Source organism: Pseudomonas sp. FYR_5 (genome assembly GCF_043106315.1).
GTDB classification, from domain to species: domain Bacteria; phylum Pseudomonadota; class Gammaproteobacteria; order Pseudomonadales; family Pseudomonadaceae; genus Aquipseudomonas; species Aquipseudomonas putida_Y.
Window position 1 is genome coordinate 1 of the sequence record NZ_JBICMK010000131.1, and the last position, 21560, is coordinate 21560.

General features: G+C 62.3%; 15 protein-coding genes. 12 read left to right on the top strand and 3 right to left on the bottom strand.

The features are described 5' to 3' along the window. Nucleotides 1-182 precede the first annotated feature (182 nt). A complete protein-coding gene (gene putA, locus ACF8RA_RS25630) occupies nucleotides 183-4136 on the bottom strand; it encodes a trifunctional transcriptional regulator/proline dehydrogenase/L-glutamate gamma-semialdehyde dehydrogenase (protein ID WP_392519688.1) in 3954 nt (1317 codons plus the stop codon). 355 nt (nucleotides 4137-4491) lie between these two features. On the opposite strand from putA, the gene putP reads away from it, so the two are divergent. The 9 genes from putP (at nucleotide 4492) to ACF8RA_RS25675 (ending at nucleotide 15246) form a co-directional block, all read left to right on the top strand. Next, complete coding sequence (putP, locus tag ACF8RA_RS25635) at nucleotides 4492-5970, top strand: sodium/proline symporter PutP (RefSeq protein WP_176683103.1); 1479 nt, start codon at nucleotides 4492-4494, stop codon at nucleotides 5968-5970. Nucleotides 5971-6076: 106 nt separating this feature from the next. After that, nucleotides 6077-6913, top strand: a complete 837-nt coding sequence (locus ACF8RA_RS25640) for a 23S rRNA (adenine(2030)-N(6))-methyltransferase RlmJ (protein ID WP_176683104.1) — start codon at nucleotides 6077-6079, stop codon at nucleotides 6911-6913. 192 nt (nucleotides 6914-7105) lie between these two features. Continuing rightward, nucleotides 7106-8863 carry a carbamoyltransferase gene (locus ACF8RA_RS25645; protein WP_003249431.1) on the top strand — a complete coding sequence of 586 codons (1758 nt, stop codon included), beginning with the start codon at nucleotides 7106-7108 and terminating at the stop codon, nucleotides 8861-8863. Next, nucleotides 8847-9977, top strand: coding sequence for a glycosyltransferase (locus ACF8RA_RS25650; RefSeq protein WP_209969666.1), 1131 nt, complete (start codon nucleotides 8847-8849; stop codon nucleotides 9975-9977). The genes ACF8RA_RS25645 and ACF8RA_RS25650 overlap by 17 nt, the downstream gene beginning before the upstream one ends. Beyond that, nucleotides 9977-10873 carry an antimicrobial resistance protein Mig-14 gene (locus ACF8RA_RS25655; RefSeq protein ID WP_176683106.1) on the top strand — a complete coding sequence of 299 codons (897 nt, stop codon included), beginning with the start codon at nucleotides 9977-9979 and terminating at the stop codon, nucleotides 10871-10873. The genes ACF8RA_RS25650 and ACF8RA_RS25655 overlap by 1 nt, the downstream gene beginning before the upstream one ends. Continuing rightward, on the top strand, nucleotides 10870-12273 hold the full coding sequence (locus ACF8RA_RS25660; protein ID WP_392488222.1) for a PIG-L deacetylase family protein: 1404 nt from the start codon (nucleotides 10870-10872) through the stop codon (nucleotides 12271-12273). Before ACF8RA_RS25655 ends, ACF8RA_RS25660 begins: the two co-directional genes overlap by 4 nt. Before the next feature lie 48 nt (nucleotides 12274-12321). Continuing rightward, on the top strand, nucleotides 12322-13278 hold the full coding sequence (locus tag ACF8RA_RS25665; RefSeq protein WP_176683108.1) for a glycosyltransferase: 957 nt from the start codon (nucleotides 12322-12324) through the stop codon (nucleotides 13276-13278). A gap of 65 nt (nucleotides 13279-13343) precedes the next feature. Further along, entirely contained in the window at nucleotides 13344-14117 is a 774-nt protein-coding gene (locus ACF8RA_RS25670) for a glycosyltransferase family 2 protein (protein WP_176683109.1), read from the top strand. Between the two features lie 37 nt (nucleotides 14118-14154). Next, entirely contained in the window at nucleotides 14155-15246 is a 1092-nt protein-coding gene (locus ACF8RA_RS25675) for a glycosyltransferase (RefSeq protein ID WP_176683110.1), read from the top strand. Between the two features lie 3 nt (nucleotides 15247-15249). On the opposite strand, the gene ACF8RA_RS25680 is transcribed toward ACF8RA_RS25675, so the two are convergent. Further along, the gene (locus tag ACF8RA_RS25680) at nucleotides 15250-15855 is read right to left on the bottom strand and encodes a toluene tolerance protein (protein WP_176683111.1); all 606 of its coding nucleotides are present in this window, start codon (nucleotides 15853-15855) and stop codon (nucleotides 15250-15252) included. A gap of 100 nt (nucleotides 15856-15955) precedes the next feature. Here ACF8RA_RS25680 and ACF8RA_RS25685 point away from each other — a divergent pair, with 100 nt between their 5' ends. The 3 genes from ACF8RA_RS25685 (at nucleotide 15956) to hldE (ending at nucleotide 20507) form a co-directional block, all read left to right on the top strand. Next, nucleotides 15956-17131 carry an O-antigen ligase gene (locus tag ACF8RA_RS25685; protein WP_176683112.1) on the top strand — a complete coding sequence of 392 codons (1176 nt, stop codon included), beginning with the start codon at nucleotides 15956-15958 and terminating at the stop codon, nucleotides 17129-17131. A 15-nt stretch (nucleotides 17132-17146) separates the two neighbouring features. Next, nucleotides 17147-18955 carry a lipid A export permease/ATP-binding protein MsbA gene (gene msbA, locus ACF8RA_RS25690; protein ID WP_084850259.1) on the top strand — a complete coding sequence of 603 codons (1809 nt, stop codon included), beginning with the start codon at nucleotides 17147-17149 and terminating at the stop codon, nucleotides 18953-18955. 130 nt (nucleotides 18956-19085) lie between these two features. Then, nucleotides 19086-20507 (top strand): bifunctional D-glycero-beta-D-manno-heptose-7-phosphate kinase/D-glycero-beta-D-manno-heptose 1-phosphate adenylyltransferase HldE, encoded by a 1422-nt coding sequence (gene hldE / locus ACF8RA_RS25695; RefSeq protein WP_021783834.1) that lies wholly within the window; start codon nucleotides 19086-19088, stop codon nucleotides 20505-20507. An 81-nt stretch (nucleotides 20508-20588) separates the two neighbouring features. On the opposite strand, the gene ACF8RA_RS25700 is transcribed toward hldE, so the two are convergent. Beyond that, nucleotides 20589-21557 (bottom strand): metal ABC transporter ATPase, encoded by a 969-nt coding sequence (locus tag ACF8RA_RS25700; RefSeq protein ID WP_209969682.1) that lies wholly within the window; start codon nucleotides 21555-21557, stop codon nucleotides 20589-20591. Between the last annotated feature and the right edge of the window lie 3 nt (nucleotides 21558-21560).

The window sequence follows — 21560 nt, forward strand, 5'->3', positions numbered from 1 at the left end:
TTTACCCGCGAATACGGTAGCGGCGGCAACGGTGAGCGGCAGGTGGAGATTGGCCAGCAGCCCCGGCCCTTTCGCGGGTAAACCCGCTCCTACGACGGCCTGTGTCCAGCCCCTGCTTCGGGACATGCACCCATAAAAAAAGGAGAACCGAGGCTCTCCTTTTTTTCAACAACCCTCAGCCATTAGCCAATGGTCATCAGGCTGGCGTTACCGCCTGCCGCTGCAGTGTTCACACTCACCGCGCGCTCGATGACCAGGCGTTCCAGCGCAATCTGGTGATCACCGCTGGACAGCCCGTGCACCCCAACGATCGCCCCGGCACGCTTGGCTACCTGCTGGCATACGCCGCGCAGCTGGTCCGAGTCGCCATGGTGGATCACGGCGTCGAACGCCACTTCATCCTTGTTCCAGTCCGCGACCAGCTTCACCTTGGCCTGCAGCTCACGCGGCAGGCGGGCGCGCAGGGCCTTGCCCGGTTCACCGTCAACCCACACCGCCGAGCTGCCAACGGCCAGGACTGCGGCGAACTGCGCCAGCAGGTCGGTTTCGTTGTCGGCCAGGCACAGTACGTGCTCACGCGGCAGGATGGTGTAGCTGTTGCGCTCGCCGGTCGGGCCTGGCAGCAGGCGGGCGATGCCGCTCTGCGACTGGCTGGCGAACTGGCTGCACAGCGCGGCCAGGTCGGCCAGCTGGTTGTTCTCGGCCCAAGCCTTCAGGCCGTGCAGCGGCTTTACCAGCTGTTCGTGCAGGGTGCGGTCCGGCGTGCCTTCGCCGTCCTGCTGCTGGAAGTGGCGGCCAATGGCGTCGGCCGGGCGGGTCGACAGCAGGCGGTACAGGTACAGCGGGCCGCCGGCTTTCGGGCCGGTGCCGGACAGGCCTTCACCACCGAACGGCTGCACGCCCACCACTGCACCCACAATGTTGCGGTTGACGTACATGTTGCCGGCATTGGCGGTTTCCACCACTTTGGCAATGGTCTCGTCGATGCGGGTGTGCACGCCCAAGGTCAGGCCGTAGCCGGAGTTGTTGATCTGCTCGATCAGTTGGTCCAGATTGCGGCGGTTGTAGCGCACAACGTGCAGTACGGGGCCGAAAATTTCGCGCTTCAGCTCGTCGAAGCTGTCCAGCTCGATCAGGGTTGGCATGACGAAGGTGCCGCGCTTGATCTCGGCAGCATCGGCAATGGCGACTTGGTAGACCGAGCGGCCTTTCTCGCGCATGCCCTGAATGTGCTTCTCGATGCCGGCCTTGGCTTCGGCGTCGATCACCGGGCCGATGTCCACGGCCAGGCGGTCCGGGCAGCCCAGGCGGCTTTCAGCCATGGCGCCCTTGAGCATTTCGATCACGCGGTCGGCGGAGTCTTCCTGCAGGCACAGCACGCGCAGGGCCGAGCAACGCTGGCCGGCACTGTCGAAGGCCGAGGACACCACGTCGATCACGACCTGTTCGGTCAGTGCCGAGGAGTCGACGATCATCGCGTTCTGGCCGCCGGTTTCGGCGATCAGCGGGATCGGGCGGCCCTGGTTGTCCAGACGGCCAGCGACGTTGCGCTGCAGCAGGCGGGCTACTTCGGTGGAACCGGTGAACATCACGCCTTTGACGCGCTCGTCTCCGACCAGGCCGGCACCGACGGTTTCACCGCGGCCTGGCAGCAGCTGCAACACACCTTCGGGGATGCCCGCTTCCAGCAGCAGGCGCACGGCCTGGGCGGCGATCAGCGGGGTTTGCTCGGCAGGCTTGGCCAATACCGGGTTGCCGGCAGCCAGGGCTGCGGCCACCTGGCCGGTGAAGATCGCCAGCGGGAAGTTCCATGGGCTGATGCACACCACCGGACCCAGTGGGCGGTGGGCGTCGTTGCTGAAGTCGTTACGTGCCTGCACCGCGTAGTAGCGCAGGAAGTCCACGGCTTCACGCACTTCGGCGATGGCGTTGGCGAAAGTCTTGCCGGCCTCGCGGATGAGCAGCCCCATCAGCGGCTGGATTTCTGCCTCCATCAGGTCGGCGGTGCGTTCCAGAATGGCAGCGCGCTCGGCTGGCGGAGTGGCCTGCCAGATCGGCGCGGCGTTCAGTGCGCACTGGATGGCGTTGTCCACGTCAACAACGGTGGCTTCTTGCACGTGGCCCACCACATCGCGGTGGTCCGCCGGGTTCAGTACCGGTGCGGCAGCGCTCTCGCTGGCGGTGCAGGCCAGCAGCGGGGCAGCCTTCCAGTCGTTGTGAGCGGTGGCCAGCATGGCGCAGGACAGCGATGCCAGGCGGTGTTCGTTGGCCATGTCGATGCCGGCCGAGTTGGCCCGTTCAGTGCCATACAGATCGCGCGGCAGCGGGATACGCGGGTGTGGCAGGCCGATACTGCCTTCCTGAGTACCCATGCGCTCGATGCTGACCACCGGGTCGGCGACCAGTTCCTGGATGGAGATCGAGTGGTCGGCGATGCGGTTGACGAACGAGGTGTTGGCGCCGTTTTCCAGCAAACGGCGCACCAGGTATGCCAGCAGCGTTTCATGGGTGCCGACCGGTGCGTACACGCGGCACGGGCGGTTCAGCTTGCCATCGGCAATCTTGCCGACCACTTGCTCGTACAGCGGCTCGCCCATGCCGTGCAGGCACTGGAACTCGTATTGACCCGGGTAGTAGTTCTGCCCGGCAATGTGGTAAATGGCCGACAGGGTGTGAGCGTTGTGGGTGGCGAACTGCGGGTAGATGGCTTCTGGCACGGCCAGCAACTTGCGGGCGCAGGCCACGTAGGACACGTCGGTGTACACCTTGCGGGTATAGACCGGGTAGCCTTCCAGGCCTTCGACCTGGGCACGCTTGACCTCGCTGTCCCAGTAGGCGCCTTTTACCAGGCGGATCATCAGGCGGTGGCGGCTGCGCTTGGCCAGATCGATGACATAGTCGATCACGTACGGGCAGCGCTTTTGGTAAGCCTGGATAACGAAACCGATGCCGTTCCAGCCAGCCAGGGATGGCTCGAAGCACAGGCGCTCGAGCAGGTCCAGCGAAAGCTCCAGGCGGTCGGCTTCTTCGGCGTCGATGTTCAGGCCGATGTCGTACTGCTTGGCCAGCAGCGTCAGCGACAGCAGGCGCGGGTACAGCTCTTCCATCACGCGCTCGTACTGGGCGCGGCTGTAGCGCGGGTGCAGTGCCGACAGCTTGATCGAGATGCCTGGGCCTTCGTAGATGCCACGGCCATGCGAGGCCTTGCCAATCGAGTGAATGGCCTGCTCGTAGGACGCCAGGTACTTCTGCGCGTCCTGCTCGGTCAGTGCGGCTTCGCCGAGCATGTCGTAGGAGTAGCGGAAGCCTTTGGACTCGAAGCGGCTGGCGTTGGCCAGTGCTTCGGCAATGGTCTCGCCGGTGACGAACTGCTCACCCATCAGGCGCATGGCCATGTCGACGCCCTTGCGGATCATCGGCTCGCCGCTCTTGCCGATGATGCGAGTGAGCGAGGAGGTGAGGCCAGTTTCGTTGTGGGTGCTGACCAGCTTGCCGGTCAGCAGCAGCCCCCAGGTGGCGGCGTTGACGAACAGTGACGGGCTGTTGCCCAGGTGCGGCTGCCAGTTGCCGGTACTGATCTTGTCGCGGATCAGCGCATCGCGGGTGCCTTTGTCGGGGATGCGCAGCAAGGCTTCGGCCAGGCACATCAGCGCCACGCCTTCCTGAGACGACAGCGAGAATTCCTGCAGCAGGCCCTGGACGACACCGGCACGGCCGCCGGCGCTTTTCTGATTGCGCAGTTTTTCGGCAATGCTTGCGGCCAGTTTGTTGGTGGCTTCGGCCAGCGGTGCGCTCAGGCGCGCCTGCTCCAGCAGCATTGGCACCACTTCCTGCTCGGGGCGGCGGTAGGCAGCGGTGATCGCCGAGCGCAGTACCGACTGCGGCAAGATGCTCTCGGCAAATTCGAGGAAGCACTGGTGGCTGTGGTCGGCCTGGACTTCACCGGCATCGTCGGCCGGGTTGCTGGCATGACCGTTGAGTTCGGTCAGGGTGGCACCACCCTCGAGCTTCTCCAGGTAATTGAAGATCGCTTGCTTGATCAACCAGTGAGGCGTGCGGTCGATGGACTGCGCAGCTGCTTTGAGTCGCTCACGGGTCGGGTCGTCGAGTTTGACCCCAAGGGTGGTAGTCGCCATTTCTTATCCTCGTTATTGCCACGGTTGTGGCCTAAGCTGGCATCAAGAGTAGCTGTAGGACAATTCGGGTGCAACTAGGTGCAACCTGAATTTTTCTCGTAGAAGGTGCAACTCGTCCGATAGCCATTCCCTCACCCTGAAAAGGGGCGTTATCGGTGCGATTTATTCTGAAAAACCGGTTTTTTACTCCCAAAAGGAGCAAAAAATGGGCTTTGTCGGAAAATGCACGGGCAGGTGCAACTTGCAAAAGAAAAATGGTTGCACCTTCTTTGCGTTGTTGCATAGCATTCGCCGCCTGGGTGCAACCGCCATCGTTGCGGTTGTGCATGATAAAAACAAACGCCAGGGCACACGCATGGGCAATCCACTAACGATCACCTTCGTGATCTACATCGCAGCAATGGTGCTGATCGGCTTCGCCGCCTATCGCGCCACCAAGAACCTTTCCGATTACATTCTGGGCGGTCGCAGCCTGGGTAGCGTGGTCACCGCGCTGTCTGCCGGTGCCTCCGACATGAGTGGCTGGCTGCTGATGGGCCTGCCTGGTGCCATCTACTTCGCGGGCCTGTCCGAGGTCTGGATCGCCGTCGGCCTGACGGTTGGTGCCTACCTGAACTGGCTGTTCGTGGCCGGCCGGCTGCGTGTGCAGACCGAGCACAACGGTGACGCGCTGACCCTGCCGGACTATTTCTCCAGCCGTTTCGAAGACAATAGTGGCCTGCTGCGCATCATTTCCGCCATCGTGATCCTGGTGTTCTTCACCATCTATTGCGCCTCCGGCATCGTTGCCGGTGCCCGTCTGTTCGAGAGCACCTTCGGCATGTCGTACGAAACCGCGCTGTGGGCGGGTGCAGCGGCGACCATCGCCTACACATTCATCGGTGGTTTCCTGGCTGTGAGCTGGACCGATACCGTGCAGGCCACGCTGATGATCTTCGCGCTCATCCTCACCCCGGTGTTCGTGCTGATCGCCACCGGTGGCTTCGACCAGACCTTCGCCGCTATCGAGGCGGTGAACCCGGCACACTTCGACCTGCTCAAGGGCGCTACCTTCATCGGCATCATCTCGCTGATGGGCTGGGGCCTGGGTTACTTCGGCCAGCCGCATATCCTGGCGCGCTTCATGGCCGCTGATTCGGTAAAGTCGATCGCCAAGGCGCGCCGCATTTCCATGACCTGGATGATCCTGTGCCTGGCGGGTACCTGCGCTGTAGGCTTCTTCGGTATCGCCTACTTCTCGGCCCATCCTGAGCTGGCAGGCCCGGTAAGCGAGAACCACGAACGTGTGTTCATCGAACTGGCCAAGATCCTGTTCAACCCATGGATCGCAGGTGTCCTGCTGTCGGCTATCCTGGCCGCGGTCATGAGTACCCTGAGCTGCCAGTTGCTGGTGTGCTCCAGTGCCTTGACCGAAGACTTCTACAAGGCCTTCCTGCGCAAGAATGCTTCGCAGGTCGAGCTGGTGTGGGTCGGCCGTCTGATGGTGTTGGCCGTGGCCCTGATCGCCATCGCCATGGCTGCCAATCCGGAAAACCGCGTACTGGGTCTGGTGGCCTATGCCTGGGCTGGCTTCGGTGCTGCCTTCGGTCCGGTGGTGCTGATCTCGGTGCTGTGGAAAGGCATGACCCGTAACGGTGCGCTGGCCGGTATCGTGGTGGGTGCGCTGACGGTGATCCTGTGGAAGAACTTCGACACCCTCGGGCTGTACGAGATCATCCCAGGCTTCCTGTTCGCCAGCATCGCCATTGTTCTGGTGAGCAAGCTGGGCAGCCCTTCGCAGGCGATGGTCAAGCGCTTCGAAGCTGCTGATGCGGCGTATCACGCCGACAAGTAACACCCGTTGAATTGGCGGCGCCTGCTTTGCGGGTGCCGCCAATCAGCAGCCAGGCCTGACTCCGCCTGCAAGGCAAGGTAAACTTGCCACCCCCGCAGGAGTTGCCATGAACTATCGTCACGCCTTCCACGCCGGCAACCACGCCGACGTCCTCAAGCACATTGTGCTGACCCGCCTCATTGCCCTGATGTCGCGCAAGGAGCAGCCGTTCGCCTATATCGATACCCACGCAGGGCTCGGCCTGTACGACCTGCAGGGTGACCAGGCAAGCCGTACCGGCGAATACCTGGAAGGCGTAGCCCGCCTGTGGAATCGCGATGACCTGCCGGCCATGGCCGACGACTACCTGCGCATCATCAAGCGCCTGAACGCCGATGGCGAGCTGCGCTACTACCCGGGTTCGCCCGAACTGGCTCGTCGCCTGATGCGCCAGCAGGACCGCGCCCTGCTCAACGAGAAACACCCCGAAGACGGGCCGCTCCTCAAAGAAAACATGAAAAAAGACCCGCGCGTGACCGTGCACCTGGGTGAAGGCTGGCATGTGCCGCGGGCCTTGCTGCCGGTGCAGGAAAAGCGCGCGATCATGCTGATCGACCCGCCGTTCGAGCAGGCCGATGAGCTCAAGCGCTGCACCACTGCCATGAAAGAGGCGATTGGCCGCATGCGCCAGACGGTTGTGGCCATCTGGTACCCGATCAAGGACCAGCGTTCGCTGGCCCGCTATTACCAGGACCTGACCAGCACCGGCGCGCCGAAGCTGCTGCGGGTCGAGCTGTATGTACACCACCAGGACAGCCCGCAGGGCCTGAATGGTTCGGGCCTGGCCATCGCCAACCCGCCGTGGGGGCTGGAGGATGAGCTCAAGGAGCTGTTGCCATGGCTGGCCAAAGAGCTGGCACAGACTGCTGGTAGCTACCGCATGGACTGGCTGATCGCCGAGTAGACCTGTAGGCGCGGTTTTACCCGCGAACGCCGGCGACGCCGGTGCCATCCACCGCGTTGCCTGCTTCGCGGGTGAACCCGCTCCTACAAGGGGGCGGTGTGCCCCCGATGTTTGCGTTATAATCCCGCCCTTTAGCCGCCATCCGCCCAAGCGGCCGATGGCGCATTTTTACCGAATGAAGAGGCTAATCCCTTGGCATTGACGATTCTTGGCCTGTCCGGCGCCCTTAGCCATGACCCTTCCGCGGCCTTGTACATTGACGGCAAGCTGATTGCCGCCGCCGAAGAAGAGCGCTTCGTGCGTGACAAGCATGCGAAGAACCGCATGCCCTACGAGTCGGCGAAGTTCTGCCTGGAACAGGCAGGCATCAAGCCGTCCGACGTCGACGTGGTAGCCATCCCGTTCGCCCCGATCAGCCTGTTCGGCAAGGCGCGGTGGCACTATGCCAAGCGCTATTGGTACGCCCCGGATCGTGCACTCGATGCCATCCTGATGGGCAACCGTCGCTACAAGCGCTATCGCAAGAAGATCGTCTGGTGCCTGGAACAACTGGGCTTTGACCCGAAAAAGGTCAAGATCGAGCCCGTCGAGCACCACCTGGCCCACGCTTCCAGTGCTTATCACTGCTCGGGCTTCAAGGAAAAAACCGCAATCCTGGGCATCGACGGCAAGGGCGAGTACGCCACTACCTTCTTTGGCTACGGCGAAAACGGCAAGATCCACAAGATCAAGGAATTCTTCGACCCGGACTCGCTGGGTGGCCTGTACGGTGCTATCACCGAGTTCCTTGGCTTCGAAATGCTCGATGGCGAGTTCAAGGTCATGGGCATGGCGCCGTATGGCGACGCCAGCAAGTATGATTTCTCGCGTCTGGCCAGCTTCGAAAACGGCGAGTTGGTCATCAACACCGAGTACGCCAACGTTATCGGCCTGCGCCGCTATAAAGAGAAGGGCAAGGGCTTCTACTTCTCGCCGAAGCTGATCGAATGGCTGGGCCCCAAGCGCGAAGGCGACATCGCCGACGAGCCGTACATCCATTACGCCGCCAGCATGCAGGCGCTGTTCGAGAAGCTGGCGTTGCAGATGATCGACCATTATCTGGGTGACACCCTGCGTGAAACCGGCAAGCTGGCCTTCGCCGGCGGCTGCGCGCTGAACGTCAAGCTCAACCAGAAGATCATCGCCCGTCCGGACGTAAAGGAACTGTTCGTCCAGCCGGCCTCCGGCGACGCCGGGACTGCCGTTGGCGCCGCTGCCTATGTTTCTCACGCCCGTGGCGTTCCGGTCGAGAAGATGGAGCACGTCTACCTCGGCCCGTCGTACTCCAACGAAGACGTGATCGCTGCCTGCGCCCGTCACCCGAACCAGCCAAAGTGGCGCAAACTCGAGAACATGCCGCAGCAAATCGCCCAGATCATGGTCGATGGCAACCCGGTAGCCTGGTTCCAGGGCCGCATGGAGTTCGGGCCGCGTGCCCTGGGTGGCCGCTCGATCATCGGTTGCCCGAGCGTGGAAGGCGTGGCTGACCGCATCAACCACCAGATCAAGTTCCGCGAACGCTGGAGACCTTTCTGCCCGTCGATGCTCGACACTGTCGCCCCACAGATGATCAAGGTCGACCATCCCGCGCCGTTCATGACCTTCACCTTCGAAGTGGCTGAAGAGTGGAAGACCCGCGTGCCGGAAGTGGTACATGAGGACGGCACTTCGCGTGCCCAGGTGCTCAAGCGCGAGTACAACCCGCGCTACTACGACATGATGAAGGCACTGGAAGACCTGACTGGCAACGGCGTGTCGCTGAACACCTCGCTGAACCGTCGTGGTGAACCGATGATCTGCTCGCCGACCGATGCGTTGAACATGTTCTTCGGCTCGGACCTGCAGTACCTGATCATGGAAGACATCCTGGTTGTAAAGGACGGCGCGGCCCCGTATGACCAGCCGCTCTGAACCGCGCATCCTGCAGTTCTGCCATGGCTATGACGGGCCGTTCCTGGACTGCGCCCGTCAGTACGCCAGCCTGTTTCAAGGGCGTGGGTATCAGGTCACCACGGTGTTCCTCACCGGCGCCGCCGACGCGCAGGTAGCGGCTGGCTGTGCGTCGGACGAGGTGCTGTTCCTTGAGTTCAGTTCCAAGGCCGTGCGTGGCCTGAAACTTGGCGCCATCCGCGCATTGCGGCGCATTGCGGCCGAGCGCAATTTCGCCTTCTGCATCGCCCATCGCTTCAAGCCGATCTACGTTGCCCTGCTGGGGACCGGCCTGCCGGTGATTGGTGTGCACCATGCCTTTGGCGACTACCAGCGCAAAGGCCGCCGCCTGTTCGCGAACCTGTTCAGCAAGCGTCTGAGCCTGTTGGGGGTTTCGGACGCGGTACGTGACGATATGCGCCGTTGCTTGCCGCAGTGGCCGGCCGAGCGCATCCAGACCCTGTACAACCGCATCGACATCGACGCCCTGCAAGCAGCGCTGGTGCCGCGCGCTGATGCACGCCAGGCCCTGGGCCTGGATCCTCAGGCGTGGATCGTCGGCAATGTTGGGCGCCTGCACCCGGACAAGGACCAGGCTACCCTGTTGCGCGGTTTTGCCCAGGCACTGCCGGGGCTGCCTGCCGGCGCCCGCCTGGCGATCCTCGGCAAGGGGCGTCTGGAGGCCAGCCTCAAGGCGTTGGCCGCCGAGCTTGGCATTGCCGGGCAAGTCGACTTTCTTGGCCAGGTACCGGATGCGCGCCGTTACTTCCAGGCGTTCGACGTGTTCGCTTTGAGTTCCGATCACGAACCGTTCGGCATGGTCCTGCTCGAAGCGATGGTTGCCGGTGTGCCGGTGCTGGCCACGGCCTGTGGCGGTGCCCGCGAAGTGGTCGAGGGCGTTGGCGTTCTGTTCCCGCTGGGCGATGCCGCGCAGCTGGCCCAAGGCCTGAAGCACATGGCCGTACTGGAGGCTGAGCAGCGCCAGGCCTGTGCCAGCCACATGCTGCAGCGCCTGCGTGAGCGTTTCTCTGACCAGGCGGTGCGCGAGGCCTTCTGGCACCTCCCGCAGGTGCGCGCGTTGGTGGGGCAGGCCTGATGCTCAATCGTATCCAGGCCTTCCGCGAACGCGGTTGGCAAGCTATTGATGCCAAGGCTTATGCCGAGGCATGGGCGCGCTTTGGCGGCAGTGTCGCCACCCATCCGCTGGTGGTCGAGCAACTGGCGGATCTGGCGCAGATCCCGGTGCGCTATCTGGGCTGGCACCAGGCTGGCGAGCTGAAAGCCGCGATCCCGGCCTGGGGGCGTCACCTGGCGCTGTCCAAGGACGTGCTGAAGCGTGCTGGCAAGAAAGCCCTGTTCGACCTCGGTAATGCCGAGATCATTCTGCCGGCGGCGTCTGATGCCGCTGCGCCGTTGCGCCATACCGTGCGTTACCTGTCCGAGCTGAACCAAGGCCGCTTCAGCGGTCTCAAGGCGCAGAAGGAGCAGTTGGCCATGGCCCGGGCGCCTGAAGACCTGTCGAAGAAGTTCCGCTACAACCAGCGCCGTGAACTGCGCCTGCTGGAAGAGGCGGGTGGTGTGGTGCGCCCGATCAGCGACTTCAGTGCTCAGGAAATCGCCAGCATGTACTGCGACCTGTTCCTGCGCCGCTGGGGCTTCCCTGCCACCGGTGCCGAGCGTATGGCCGATGTGCTGGAGCGCCTGCGTGAGCTGCTGATCGGCTCGGTGTTGCTGCTGGACGGTAAGTCGATTGCCATCCAGCTGGTGTACCGGGTCGAAGCGCCGGAGTGGATCAGCGTCGAGTACATCAATGGCGGCGTCGACCCTGAAACCAAGGCCTTCAGCCCAGGCAGCGTGCTGAGCTTCCTCAATACCCAGGCCGCCTGGGAAGACGCCCGGGCGCGCAACAAGCCGCTGCGGTTTTCGTTCGGCCGTGCTGACCGTGAGTACAAGGACCGCTGGTGTAACCCTGTGCCGGTGTATCAAGCGTGAGCCGCAAGCAGCAGTTGCTCAAGCGCCACCGGCGCAACAAACGCCTGGGGCTGCTGGCGGGCCTGGTTGCGCTGGTCGCCCTCGGGGTATTCAGTTGGTGGTGGCTGCCACTGCTGCTGTTGCCGCTGCTCTGGGCTGCGCATGAGGCCTGGTTTGCCGACCATCTGTTCTATGCGCCGGGCGAGGACTACGCATACGACTTCGGCGATCAGGCGCAGCAGGTTCCTGCCAGCCTGCTCGATGGCTGGCTCAAGGCCGAGTGCACGTTGCAAGGTGACGAAACGCTGGTGCTTGAACTGCGGCTCAAAAGCAGCTGGTTGGGGCGCTTTCTCGACCCTCGGGTCGAGCTGCTGGCCGGTGAGCAGACCGATCGGCAAACGTTCGAGCGTGGCGTCGATGGCGTGCGCTTCCTTAACGTGACCGGTCTTGCTGCACCACTGCAGGCCGGTACGTTGCGACTGCGCGGCCGGAATTGCCGGCTGCAGGGGCAGTTGCGCCTGTGGATAACCCCTTCGGTCGAGTTGCAGCGGCGTCGGGTGATGGTGATCGCGCCACATGCCGACGACGCCGAATTGGCCGCGTATGGTTTGTACAGCCAGGCGGATGAAAGCTGGGTGGTGACTCTGACCGCCGGTGAGATAGAGGCCGAGCACTATCAGCAGATGGGCTTGGCAAAGGCCGAGGCCGCGCGCCTGAAGGGGCGCCTGCGTGCCTGGGACAGCATCGTCGTGCCGCGTTGGGCCGGTGTGCCGGAGTCGCGTTGCATACAGCTGGGTTACTTCTGCCTGCAGCTGCCTGCCATGCAGGCCGCACCCGACCAGCCGGCGGCCTCACGTGAAGCCGACCTGGCCGATATCCGCGTGTTCCGCCAGTTCAACCCGTTCCCGTTACCGGGCGACCGTGATGGCGCACCCACCTGGCACAACCTGCTGGCCGACCTGCGAGCCTTGCTGGAGCTGGCCAGGCCAGAGGTGCTGGTGATGCCCCACCCGCAGCTAGACCCCCACCCGGACCATATCTGCGCTCAGGCGGCAGTGCTGGAAGCCTTGCAAGGTATGGCCTGGCAGCCAAAAACCTTGCTGTGTTACGCGAACCACCTGCACGATAACGACCGCTGGCCGATGGGCGACAGTGGCGATGGCGTGGCCTTGCCGCCGCAATTGAGCGCTGCCCAGGCCTGGGCACCCTGCAGCCTGGTGCTGGATTGCGCGACCCAGCGCGACAAGGCCATGGCCTTGGGCATGATGCACGACCTGCAGCCGCCGGCACCGTTCAAGCGCCGCCTGCGCCGCGTGCTGCAACGCTGGCTTGCCGGGCGACAGCCATCGCCTTATGGGGAGAACGAATTCTTCCGCAAGGCCGTGCGCCGACACGAACTGTTCTGGCGGCGTGAGCTGTAAGCACACCCCATGGTTGACCGCGAAGGCGCAGAGCGCCCAAGGAAAGCAATGAAAGTCCTATTTCTGGTGCAGAAGGAACAGCGGGCCATTCTTGACCGCCTGTACGATGGCGTCGCGGCCAACTGCGAGTGCGACCTGCGCTGGCTGACCAGCCAGGATCAGCGCAACTTGCGCCGTTACTTCAAGCGTGAGGTGCAAGTCGAGCGCTATGACCGCATCGTGTTCTTCCTGCGTTTCAAGCAGGAGATCCGTCAGGTGGCCTTTATCCGCACTGTGCCGAACCTGGTGATTCTCGAGCACGACGCCTACCAGAACTACATCCCGTGCAAGTACACCGGCAAGTTCAGTGCTCATTACCGCCAGTTGCCATGGGCGCGGGTGATCAGCTCCGGCTACATGGTCAGCGAGCGCCTGCGCCAGGAAGGTTTTGACGCGGTGTTCGTGCCCAAGGGCTACGACGAGCAGTTGCTGACCGACCAAGGGCGTGAACGTGATATCGAACTGGCCTTTGTCGGCAGCGTCAACAGTGTGGCCTATAGCGGCCGCAAGGCACTGCTGGACGAGTTGGGGCAGGTCGAGAACCTGTTGGTAACCCGCACCAAGTCGGGCGAGGACTACTGCAACACGCTCAACCGTATTCGTTTCTTCGTCAGTGCCGATGTCGGGATGGGCGAATACATGATCAAGAACTTCGAAGCCATGGCCTGTGGCTGTGTGTTGCTGGCATACGACCAGGGCGAGGAAGAGAACCGTGCGCTGGGCCTGCAAGACATGCACAACGTGGTGTTCTATGACAACATCCCGACCCTTCAGGAGAAGCTCCGTCGTTTGCGCGCGGACCCCGAGCTAGCCCGGCAGATTGCAGAAAATGGCCGCCATCTGGCGGTTTCCCGTTTTAGTTTCGGCGCAGTTGGACGTAGCATCGTCGACCACATGCGCCCGGCGCTCAGGCCCCATCCGCCATTGTCTGCATGGCAGCGGCTGCGTCTGAAGCTGGGCATCTAAACAAGAGCTTTCACGCCCAGGAGCGGGTCGTTGAAGGCCGATAGTCGTAATGCGGAGGGAATCCGGTGCGCTTTTCAAATGAGAGTGATGTCACGCTCGTCGTGACCAGTTGTGGGCGGTTCGATCTGCTCAAAGACACCCTTGAGAGTTTCGATCGCTACAACACCGCGCCCATTCGCGAGGTATTCATCACCGAAGACTCTGGCGACGATGCTGTGCATGCCGCTGTACCGGGACACTGGAAGCCGCATTGCAAGGTTTTCGTCAATCGGCCCAAACTTGGCCAGTTGCCGTCTATCGACCTGGCCTACAGCCACGTCAAGACACCGTACATTTTTCACTGCGAAGACGACTGGCAATTCTACCGGCAAGGCTTTGTCGAAGACTCGCAGGCCATCCTGGATGTCAGCCCCAACCTGCTGCAAGTGTGGCTGCGCAGCCATGCCCACGACTTGGCTATCCACAGCCCGTACATCCACTTGGGCGATCGCCAGGTGATCGCCGGGGTGCCGTGTTATCCGCTGCTGTCCGACAAGGCCGAGTGGCAGGCGTTTTCGCTCAACCCAGGGCTGCGCCGATTGAGCGATTACCAGCGCTGTGCGCCATTTGCCGCCTATGCTGGAGAAAAGGCGCTTTCCCGTCGCTACGCTGAGTTAAATCTGACAGCGGTCACCTTGGAGGGTGATGCAGTATTGCACACTGGTTTTGGCAATCACGTGACCTTGCCCATTGAGGTGGAGCGTAAGGCCAAGCGTCGTCAACGTGATCGGATGAAGCTGGCATTGACGCTGTTAGCGGGTGCCTTGATCGGCATGGGAATCACCATTTTTGTTCAATGAAGTCGCTGTCCCACCTGACTTGAGCGGGAGAGGGCCCATGAACATCGTCAATATGATGTGGGCGGGTGGAACGCCGTACATGTCCATCCACAAGGTGCATCGGCAGGTCTTGTCGAACGCGGGTGCCGATGCCCGGATCAGTAACTGGCTGTTGCTGGGAAGCGGGCTCTGTTGTGGGCTCGGTTCGACCCGGGAATGGCATATGCCGTCACGTGCGCTCAAAGGGCGGCACTTGTGGCGCTTGCTGCGCCCGTGGCTGCGCATGCGCTTGCGCAAGGCACTGGCCGAGGCCGGGGCAGAAATCGTGCTGCTCGATGGTATTGGTGTCGCCCGGTTGGTGCTGCCGTTGTTACAGCGCATTCCGCACGTGCGTGCAAAGGTACTGTTCCATGGCAAGACGCGTCTGCATGCCAGCGATATCCGCTTGTTGCAGATGTTTCCGTCTGAGCGTCTGAGTATTGCAGCGGTATCACAGACCTTGGCCGAGTCGCTGGCGTGTGACCTGGGCAGGCCGGTGCAAACGCTGCGCATGGCGCTTGACCCGCTTGCATTCGTCGAGCCTTTGTTGAGCCGGGACCAGGCCAGGCAGGCGCTGCGGTTGCCTCAGGGTGCTGGAGTGATGCTGGGTGCGGTAGGGCGGTTGGTAGAGAGTAAAGGCTTCGAAATGCTGATTGGAGCATTCGCCAAGGCCAGTGCACGGCAGCCGGGCTTGCAGTTGGCGATCATTGGCGAGGGGCCGCAGCATGCCATGCTGCAGCAGCGTATCAACGCGCTGGGCCTGGCTGAGCGTGTTCATCTGCGCGGTCACCGCGAAGACCTGCAGCAGCTGTATCGGGCATTCGACTGGCTATTGGTGCCTTCGCGTTCCGAGGGTCTGGGGCTGGTGGTGCAAGAGGCGGTGATGGCCGATGTACCGGTGGTGTGCAGCGACCTGGAGGTGTTCCGCGAACAGCTGCGCGACACCGGTGGCTACCTGCCGGTTGCCGACGAAAGCGCCTGGGCTGAGGCGATCGAGCGCTGTACGGCGCTCAGTGCATCGATGATAGCCGCGAAGCAGCGCCAGGCACTGGCACCGGAGCAGGCCTGGCAGGCGTTCTGCAACGGCTCGCAGAGCCTGTTGCGCAGTTGACGCTCAGCGTGTCAGCAAGGCTGACTCGAAGGCGGCTAGGGGGAACCGATCGCCCAGGTTCTCCCGCTCGATATAGCGCACCATGTGCTGCACATTGCGTCGAATCATGCGGGCCGACAGTGGCGGGCGCAGAAAGCGCATGTCGGCCACGTCGATCAAGCCCAGATGCTGGTCGGGGGTGACCACCACATTGCCCAGGTGCAGCGAACGGAAGTAAACGCCGCTGCGGTGCAACTGACGGATCAGTTCGATCAGGCGTGGCAGGTAAATGTCCCAGCTGAAGCCGTCATCGCGCGACATCTGCAGCAGCGTCCGTCCTGGTAGTGGGCGATACAGCACCGCAGTGCGGCCTGGCAGGTCGAGCTTGTGCTGGCTGATCACTTCGAGGGTGGGGATGCCCAGTTGCGCCAGGCGCGCGGCGTTATCGACGAAGCGCTGCGAGTAAGGACGTAGCAGTGCAGACGAAATCAGCCGCTTCCTACGAAAAACCTTGAGGAAATTTCCATCTGTGAGCAGGTAGACTTTGGCGCCATGGCTGTCTGCCTCAAGCACCTGTGCGCCGAGTGTCAGCTGATCGAAGTCGACCTGGGTGAGCCGGGAGCATTGCATGAATAGAGCCTTGTCGTCTGGCGAGCAAAATGACCGGCAATAATGCCGAAAATAATGCTGTAGCACCATGGATGGTGTTTTTGATTCATCGGGGGAAAGGATGTTGTATCAAAAAAACTGGGCACAGGCCTGGTTAGGTTTGGGCCTGGTCTGGTTCCTGGCGGCGATTGCCCTGGCACCCAGCAACAAGGTTTATCAGCAAGGTCTGGTGTTGTTCTTGTGGCTGCCAACGCTGGTATTGGCCTGGTCAGCCCGAGGAGTGCTGGTGCAAGCCTGGAGGCGCCAACCGGCGCTGTGGGGGAGTGTGCTGCTCCTGCTGGCCTGGAGCGGCCTGAGCCTGGCATGGTCGCCCGCCGAGGAACCCGGACGCGAGCTCAAACGCTTGCTCTACATTCTGGTGTTCCTGCTGGCGTTTCCGCTGTTGGCCCAGTTTGGCCAGGCCCGCATTCGTCAGCTATTGCAGCTTGGTAGCGTGCTGCTCGCCATCGCTGCGTTGCTCTCCATCATCAATTTCTATGGGTTGCAGCGTACGCCGCTGCTGGTCAGGCTGGCGGGTATCGGCGAGATATCCCACCCTATCCTGGGGGCGTATGTCATTGGTTCGGCCGTACTCTTGATGCTCTACGAGCCACCTCGGCAACGTGGCTTGCAGTTGTTATGGCTGGCGGCACTGGCTTGCCTGGGGGCTTTCGCCATACTTAGCCAGAGCCGTGGCGCTATTCTGGCACTGGTGATTACCGTGGTGATGGCGCCGCTGTGGTTCCGTGACCGCCACAGCCGGGTGTTTTCTGTTCTGGCGCTGCTTGCCACCGGCCTGGCCTTTTTGGCCGTGTACGACCTTATCGCCCAGCGGGGCTCGTCCTTCCGGCCGGAAATTTTCCATGCCGTGGTCGAGATGATTGCCGCGCACCCTTGGGCTGGTCTTGGCCTGGGGGCTGATTACAAAGTGAGCGCCGTCGGCATGCACTTCGATCACACCCACAACATGTTCACCCATGTTGCCGTTGAAGTGGGCTTGCCCGGCATGTTGCTGTGGGTAATGGTATGGCTGTTCACGCTGGGCGAAATCGTGCGCGCACGCGGTACCCTGCTGGGCAAGGTTCTGCTGGGCTTCTGGGTGTACTCGACCCTGGCCATGCAGTTCGATGCCGCCAGCCTCACCGGTACGCCACGTGCCGAATGGTTCATCAGCTGGCTGCCGGTGGGCCTTGCCATGTTGCTGCCATGGGGGCGTGCCGAAAATGACGCCTGTGGTAAAATTGCCGGTTCAACCTGAACAGCGAGCTCGATAATGGCCGAAACACCGCGACCAGCGGAGCACACCTCCAGCCTGAAGATCTACTTCCGGCTGTTGAGCTATGTGAAACCCTATGTCGGCATTTTCCTGCTGAGCATTGTCGGTTTCGTGATCTTTGCCTCGACCCAGCCAATGCTGGCCGGCATTCTCAAGTACTTCGTCGATGGGCTGAGCAACCCCGAAGCGGTATTGTTCCCCAACGTCCCCTACCTGCGTGACCTGCAATTGCTGCAGGCGGTGCCGCTGCTGATCATCCTGATCGCTGCGTGGCAGGGCCTGGGCTCGTTCCTCGGCAACTACTTCCTGGCGAAGGTCTCTCTGAGCCTGGTGCATGACCTGCGGGTGGCTTTGTTCAACAAGCTGCTGGTGTTGCCCAACCGCTACTTCGACAACCACAACTCCGGGCACCTGATTTCGCGCATTACCTTCAATGTGACCATGGTCACCGGCGCCGCTACCGACGCCATCAAGGTAGTGATCCGCGAAGGCCTGACCGTGGTGTTCCTGTTTGCCTATCTGCTCTGGATGAACTGGCACCTGACCTTGGTGATGGTCGCCATCCTGCCGGTGATCGCGGTAATGGTCAGCATCGCCAGCAAGAAATTCCGCAAGCAGAGCAAGAAGATCCAGGTAGCCATGGGCGACGTCACCCACGTTGCCTCGGAAACCATCCAGGGGTACCGCGTGGTCCGTAGCTTCGGTGGCGAGGCTTATGAGGAGCGGCGATTCGACCAGGCCAGCCAGAGCAACACCGACAAGCAACTGCGCATGACCAAGACCGGCGCGCTGTACACACCGATGCTTCAGCTGGTGATCTATAGCGCCATGGCTGCGCTGATGTTCCTGGTACTGTTCCTGCGCGGGGATTCTACTGCCGGTGACCTGGTGGCTTATATCACCGCTGCCGGCCTGCTGCCCAAGCCTATTCGCCAGTTGTCGGAAGTCAGCTCGACCATCCAGAAGGGCCTGGCAGGTGCCGAGAGCATCTTCGAGCAACTGGACGAAGCACCCGAAGTGGACACCGGTACTGTCGAGAAGGAACGCGTGGAAGGGCGCCTGGAAGTGCGTAACCTGAGCTTCACTTACCCGGGTACCGAGCGTGAAGTGCTGAGCGACATCAGTTTTGTCGCCGAGCCCGGGCAGATGATCGCCCTGGTCGGCCGCTCTGGCAGTGGCAAGTCTACCCTGGCGGCCCTGATCCCGCGTTTCTATCACCACGACAAGGGGCAGATCCTGCTCGATGGCGTGGAGATCGAGAACTATCGCCTGCGCAACCTGCGCCGCCATGTTTCGCAGGTCACCCAGCATGTCACCCTGTTCAACGACACCGTGGCCAACAACATCGCCTATGGTGACCTGGCTGGCGCGCCGCGCGCAGACATCGAGGCCGCCGCGGCCGATGCCTATGCCAAGGAATTCGTCGACCGGCTGCCAAAGGGCTTCGATACTGAAGTGGGTGAGAACGGTGTACTGCTTTCTGGTGGCCAGCGCCAGCGCCTGGCTATTGCCCGTGCGCTGCTTAAAAACGCGCCGTTGCTGATCCTCGACGAAGCCACTTCGGCGTTGGATACCGAGTCCGAGCGGCATATCCAGGCCGCTCTGGACCATGTGATGCAAGGCCGTACCACGTTGGTGATTGCTCATCGCCTGTCGACCATCGAGAAGGCCGACCAGATCCTGGTCATGGACCAGGGCCGCCTGGTCGAGCGCGGTACTCACGCCGAGCTGCTTGCGGCTAATGGCCATTATGCCCGCCTGCATGCCATGGGGCTGGATGAGCCGGCCAAGGCCGATATCACCTGAACCCTCCTTGATCGGGGCCGTCATGGCCCCGATTGTCACGGGAATTTTCCAGGGATGATCTGGCCATAAAGCCATTGACTACCCTGTGCTAATATCCTGCCCCTGTTCATTATTTCCATATGGGTTGCCCATGAAGTTGTCCATGCCGCGTTTCGATCAAGCCCCGGTACTGGTGGTCGGCGATGTCATGCTCGACCGCTACTGGCATGGCGGTACTTCGCGTATTTCGCCCGAAGCGCCAGTCCCGGTGGTCAAGGTCGATCAGATCGAGGATCGCCCCGGCGGTGCGGCCAACGTTGCCTTGAACATTGCTGCGCTGGGCGCGCCGGCTTCGCTGATCGGTGTTACCGGCCAGGATGAAGCTGCCGACAGCCTGGCCAACAGTCTGCAGGCTGCCGGTGTCCGTTCGGTATTCCAGCGCATCGCGCACCAGCCGACTATCGTCAAGCTGCGGGTCATGAGCCGTCACCAGCAACTGCTGCGTATCGATTTCGAAGAGCCGTTCGCCACCGACCCGCTGTCGCTGGGCGCGGAGGTCGATGGCCTGCTCGAAGGCGTCAAGGTGCTGGTGCTGTCCGACTACGGCAAAGGTGCATTGAAGAATCACCAAGACCTGATCCAGGCGGCGCGCGCCAAGCGTATTCCGGTGCTGGCCGACCCCAAGGGCAAGGACTTTTCCATCTACCGTGGCGCCAGCCTGATTACCCCGAACCTCAGCGAGTTTGAGACCATCGTTGGCCGTTGCGTCGATGAGGCCGAGCTGGTCGCCAAGGGCTTGCAGTTGCTGCAGGACCTGGATCTGGGCGCCTTGCTGGTCACCCGCGGTGAGCATGGCATGACCCTGTTGCGTGTTGGTCAGCCGGCGTTGCACCTGCCAGCGCGGGCACGCGAAGTGTTCGATGTGACCGGTGCCGGCGATACTGTTATTTCCACCCTTGCCGCGGCCATTGCTGCGGGTGAGGACCTGCCCCATGCGGTGGCCCTGGCCAATCTGGCGGCGGGCATCGTGGTCGGCAAGCTGGGTACGGCTGCCATCAGCGCCCCTGAACTGCGCCGGGCCATCCAGCGTGAGGAAGGCTCCGAGCGCGGCGTGCTCGGCCTTGAGCAACTGCTGCTGGCCATTGATGACGCGCGGGCGCACAACGAGAAGATCGTCTTTACCAATGGCTGCTTCGACATCCTGCATGCCGGGCATGTCACCTACCTGGAGCAGGCGCGTGCCCAGGGTGATCGCCTGATCGTTGCGGTAAACGACGATGCCTCGGTAAGCCGCCTGAAGGGGCCGGGCCGGCCGATCAACAGCGTTGACCGGCGTATGGCCGTGCTGGCCGGTCTGGGCGCGGTGGACTGGGTGATCAGTTTCCCGGAAGGCACCCCGGAAAACCTGCTGAGCCAGGTCAAGCCGGATGTGCTGGTGAAGGGTGGCGACTATGGCATCGACCAGGTGGTGGGCGCTGATATCGTCAAGGGTTATGGCGGCACCGTGAAGGTGCTGGGGCTGGTCGAGAACAGCTCGACCACGGCGATTGTCGAGAAAATTCGCAAGAATTGATCTGACCTTGGGGCCGCTGCGGCGGCCCTCTGCAGGGGCGGGTTTACCCGCTCCAGCAAGCAGGTGTAAGTTCCCGGGACCTCACTTGTTCAGCGAGGTCCGCGCCCGCTCCAGCAGCGCTCGCGCCTTGTCGCCAAACCGTTGCAAGTGCGACGCACGTGCGGGCTTGCTTTCCACCAAACCCTGCTGCTTCACCCAATCCTTCCAGCGTACCCGTTCATCTGCCACCACCCAGCCTTCCTGCCGGGCAAAACTTTCTGCCAGGTACAGCCCACGCGTACTCGCCGGCACCAGTTCATCCTTTTTCAGCGTGTACAGCTCTGCCAGTGGCTGGCCGTCCTTCAATGGCATCAGGTACAGGTCGGGCCGTTTGCGGTTGAGTCGCGCCACCAGTTGGTCGCCCTCCAGCCGCTCGTCAACGTGGAACAAGCTGAGTTTCTTGGCGTCCCGGGGCACTTGCAGGCGCATGTCATAGATCAGCTGTAGCGAAGCGGTGGGCAGGTGCACATAGGCCCGTGGGCGCTCCAGTAGCATCAGCTTGCCGCAATGCACCGGGCGTGCGGCACCAGACTGAGGTGCCAGCACGAAGTGGGGTGTTTCGCGGTAGTGCAGGGCGGCGGCGTAGGGTACGGGCAGCCAGGTGTCGTTGAAGCGCCCGCCCAGCCAACCTTCCGGGGTTTCCAGCAGACACTCCTCGGCCACTTCCTGTACAGCCGTGTGCAGCGGCAGGTTCAGCTCCTGTGCCGGTACATAACCGGAAATCAGTTTCAGCACCACATCGCCACGGTCTTGGCGGCGCTGGCGCACCAGTACCCAGTAATCGCGGTTCTGCCAATGCAGCGTGAGGCGCACTGACACGCCCAGGTTGGCCAGTTCGACCACGAAATGTTGCGCGTCGGGTAACTGGATGGCCTTGCGCCGTTGCTGGGTCTGGGCAAAGTTCAGCGGCATGCCGATGCTTTGGTAGATCAAGCCTTCGGGCGTGGCCTCGACATGCAGTGGCAGTGTCTTGAAGTTGCTCGGGTTCTTGCGGATCAGCGTTCGCGCCACGAG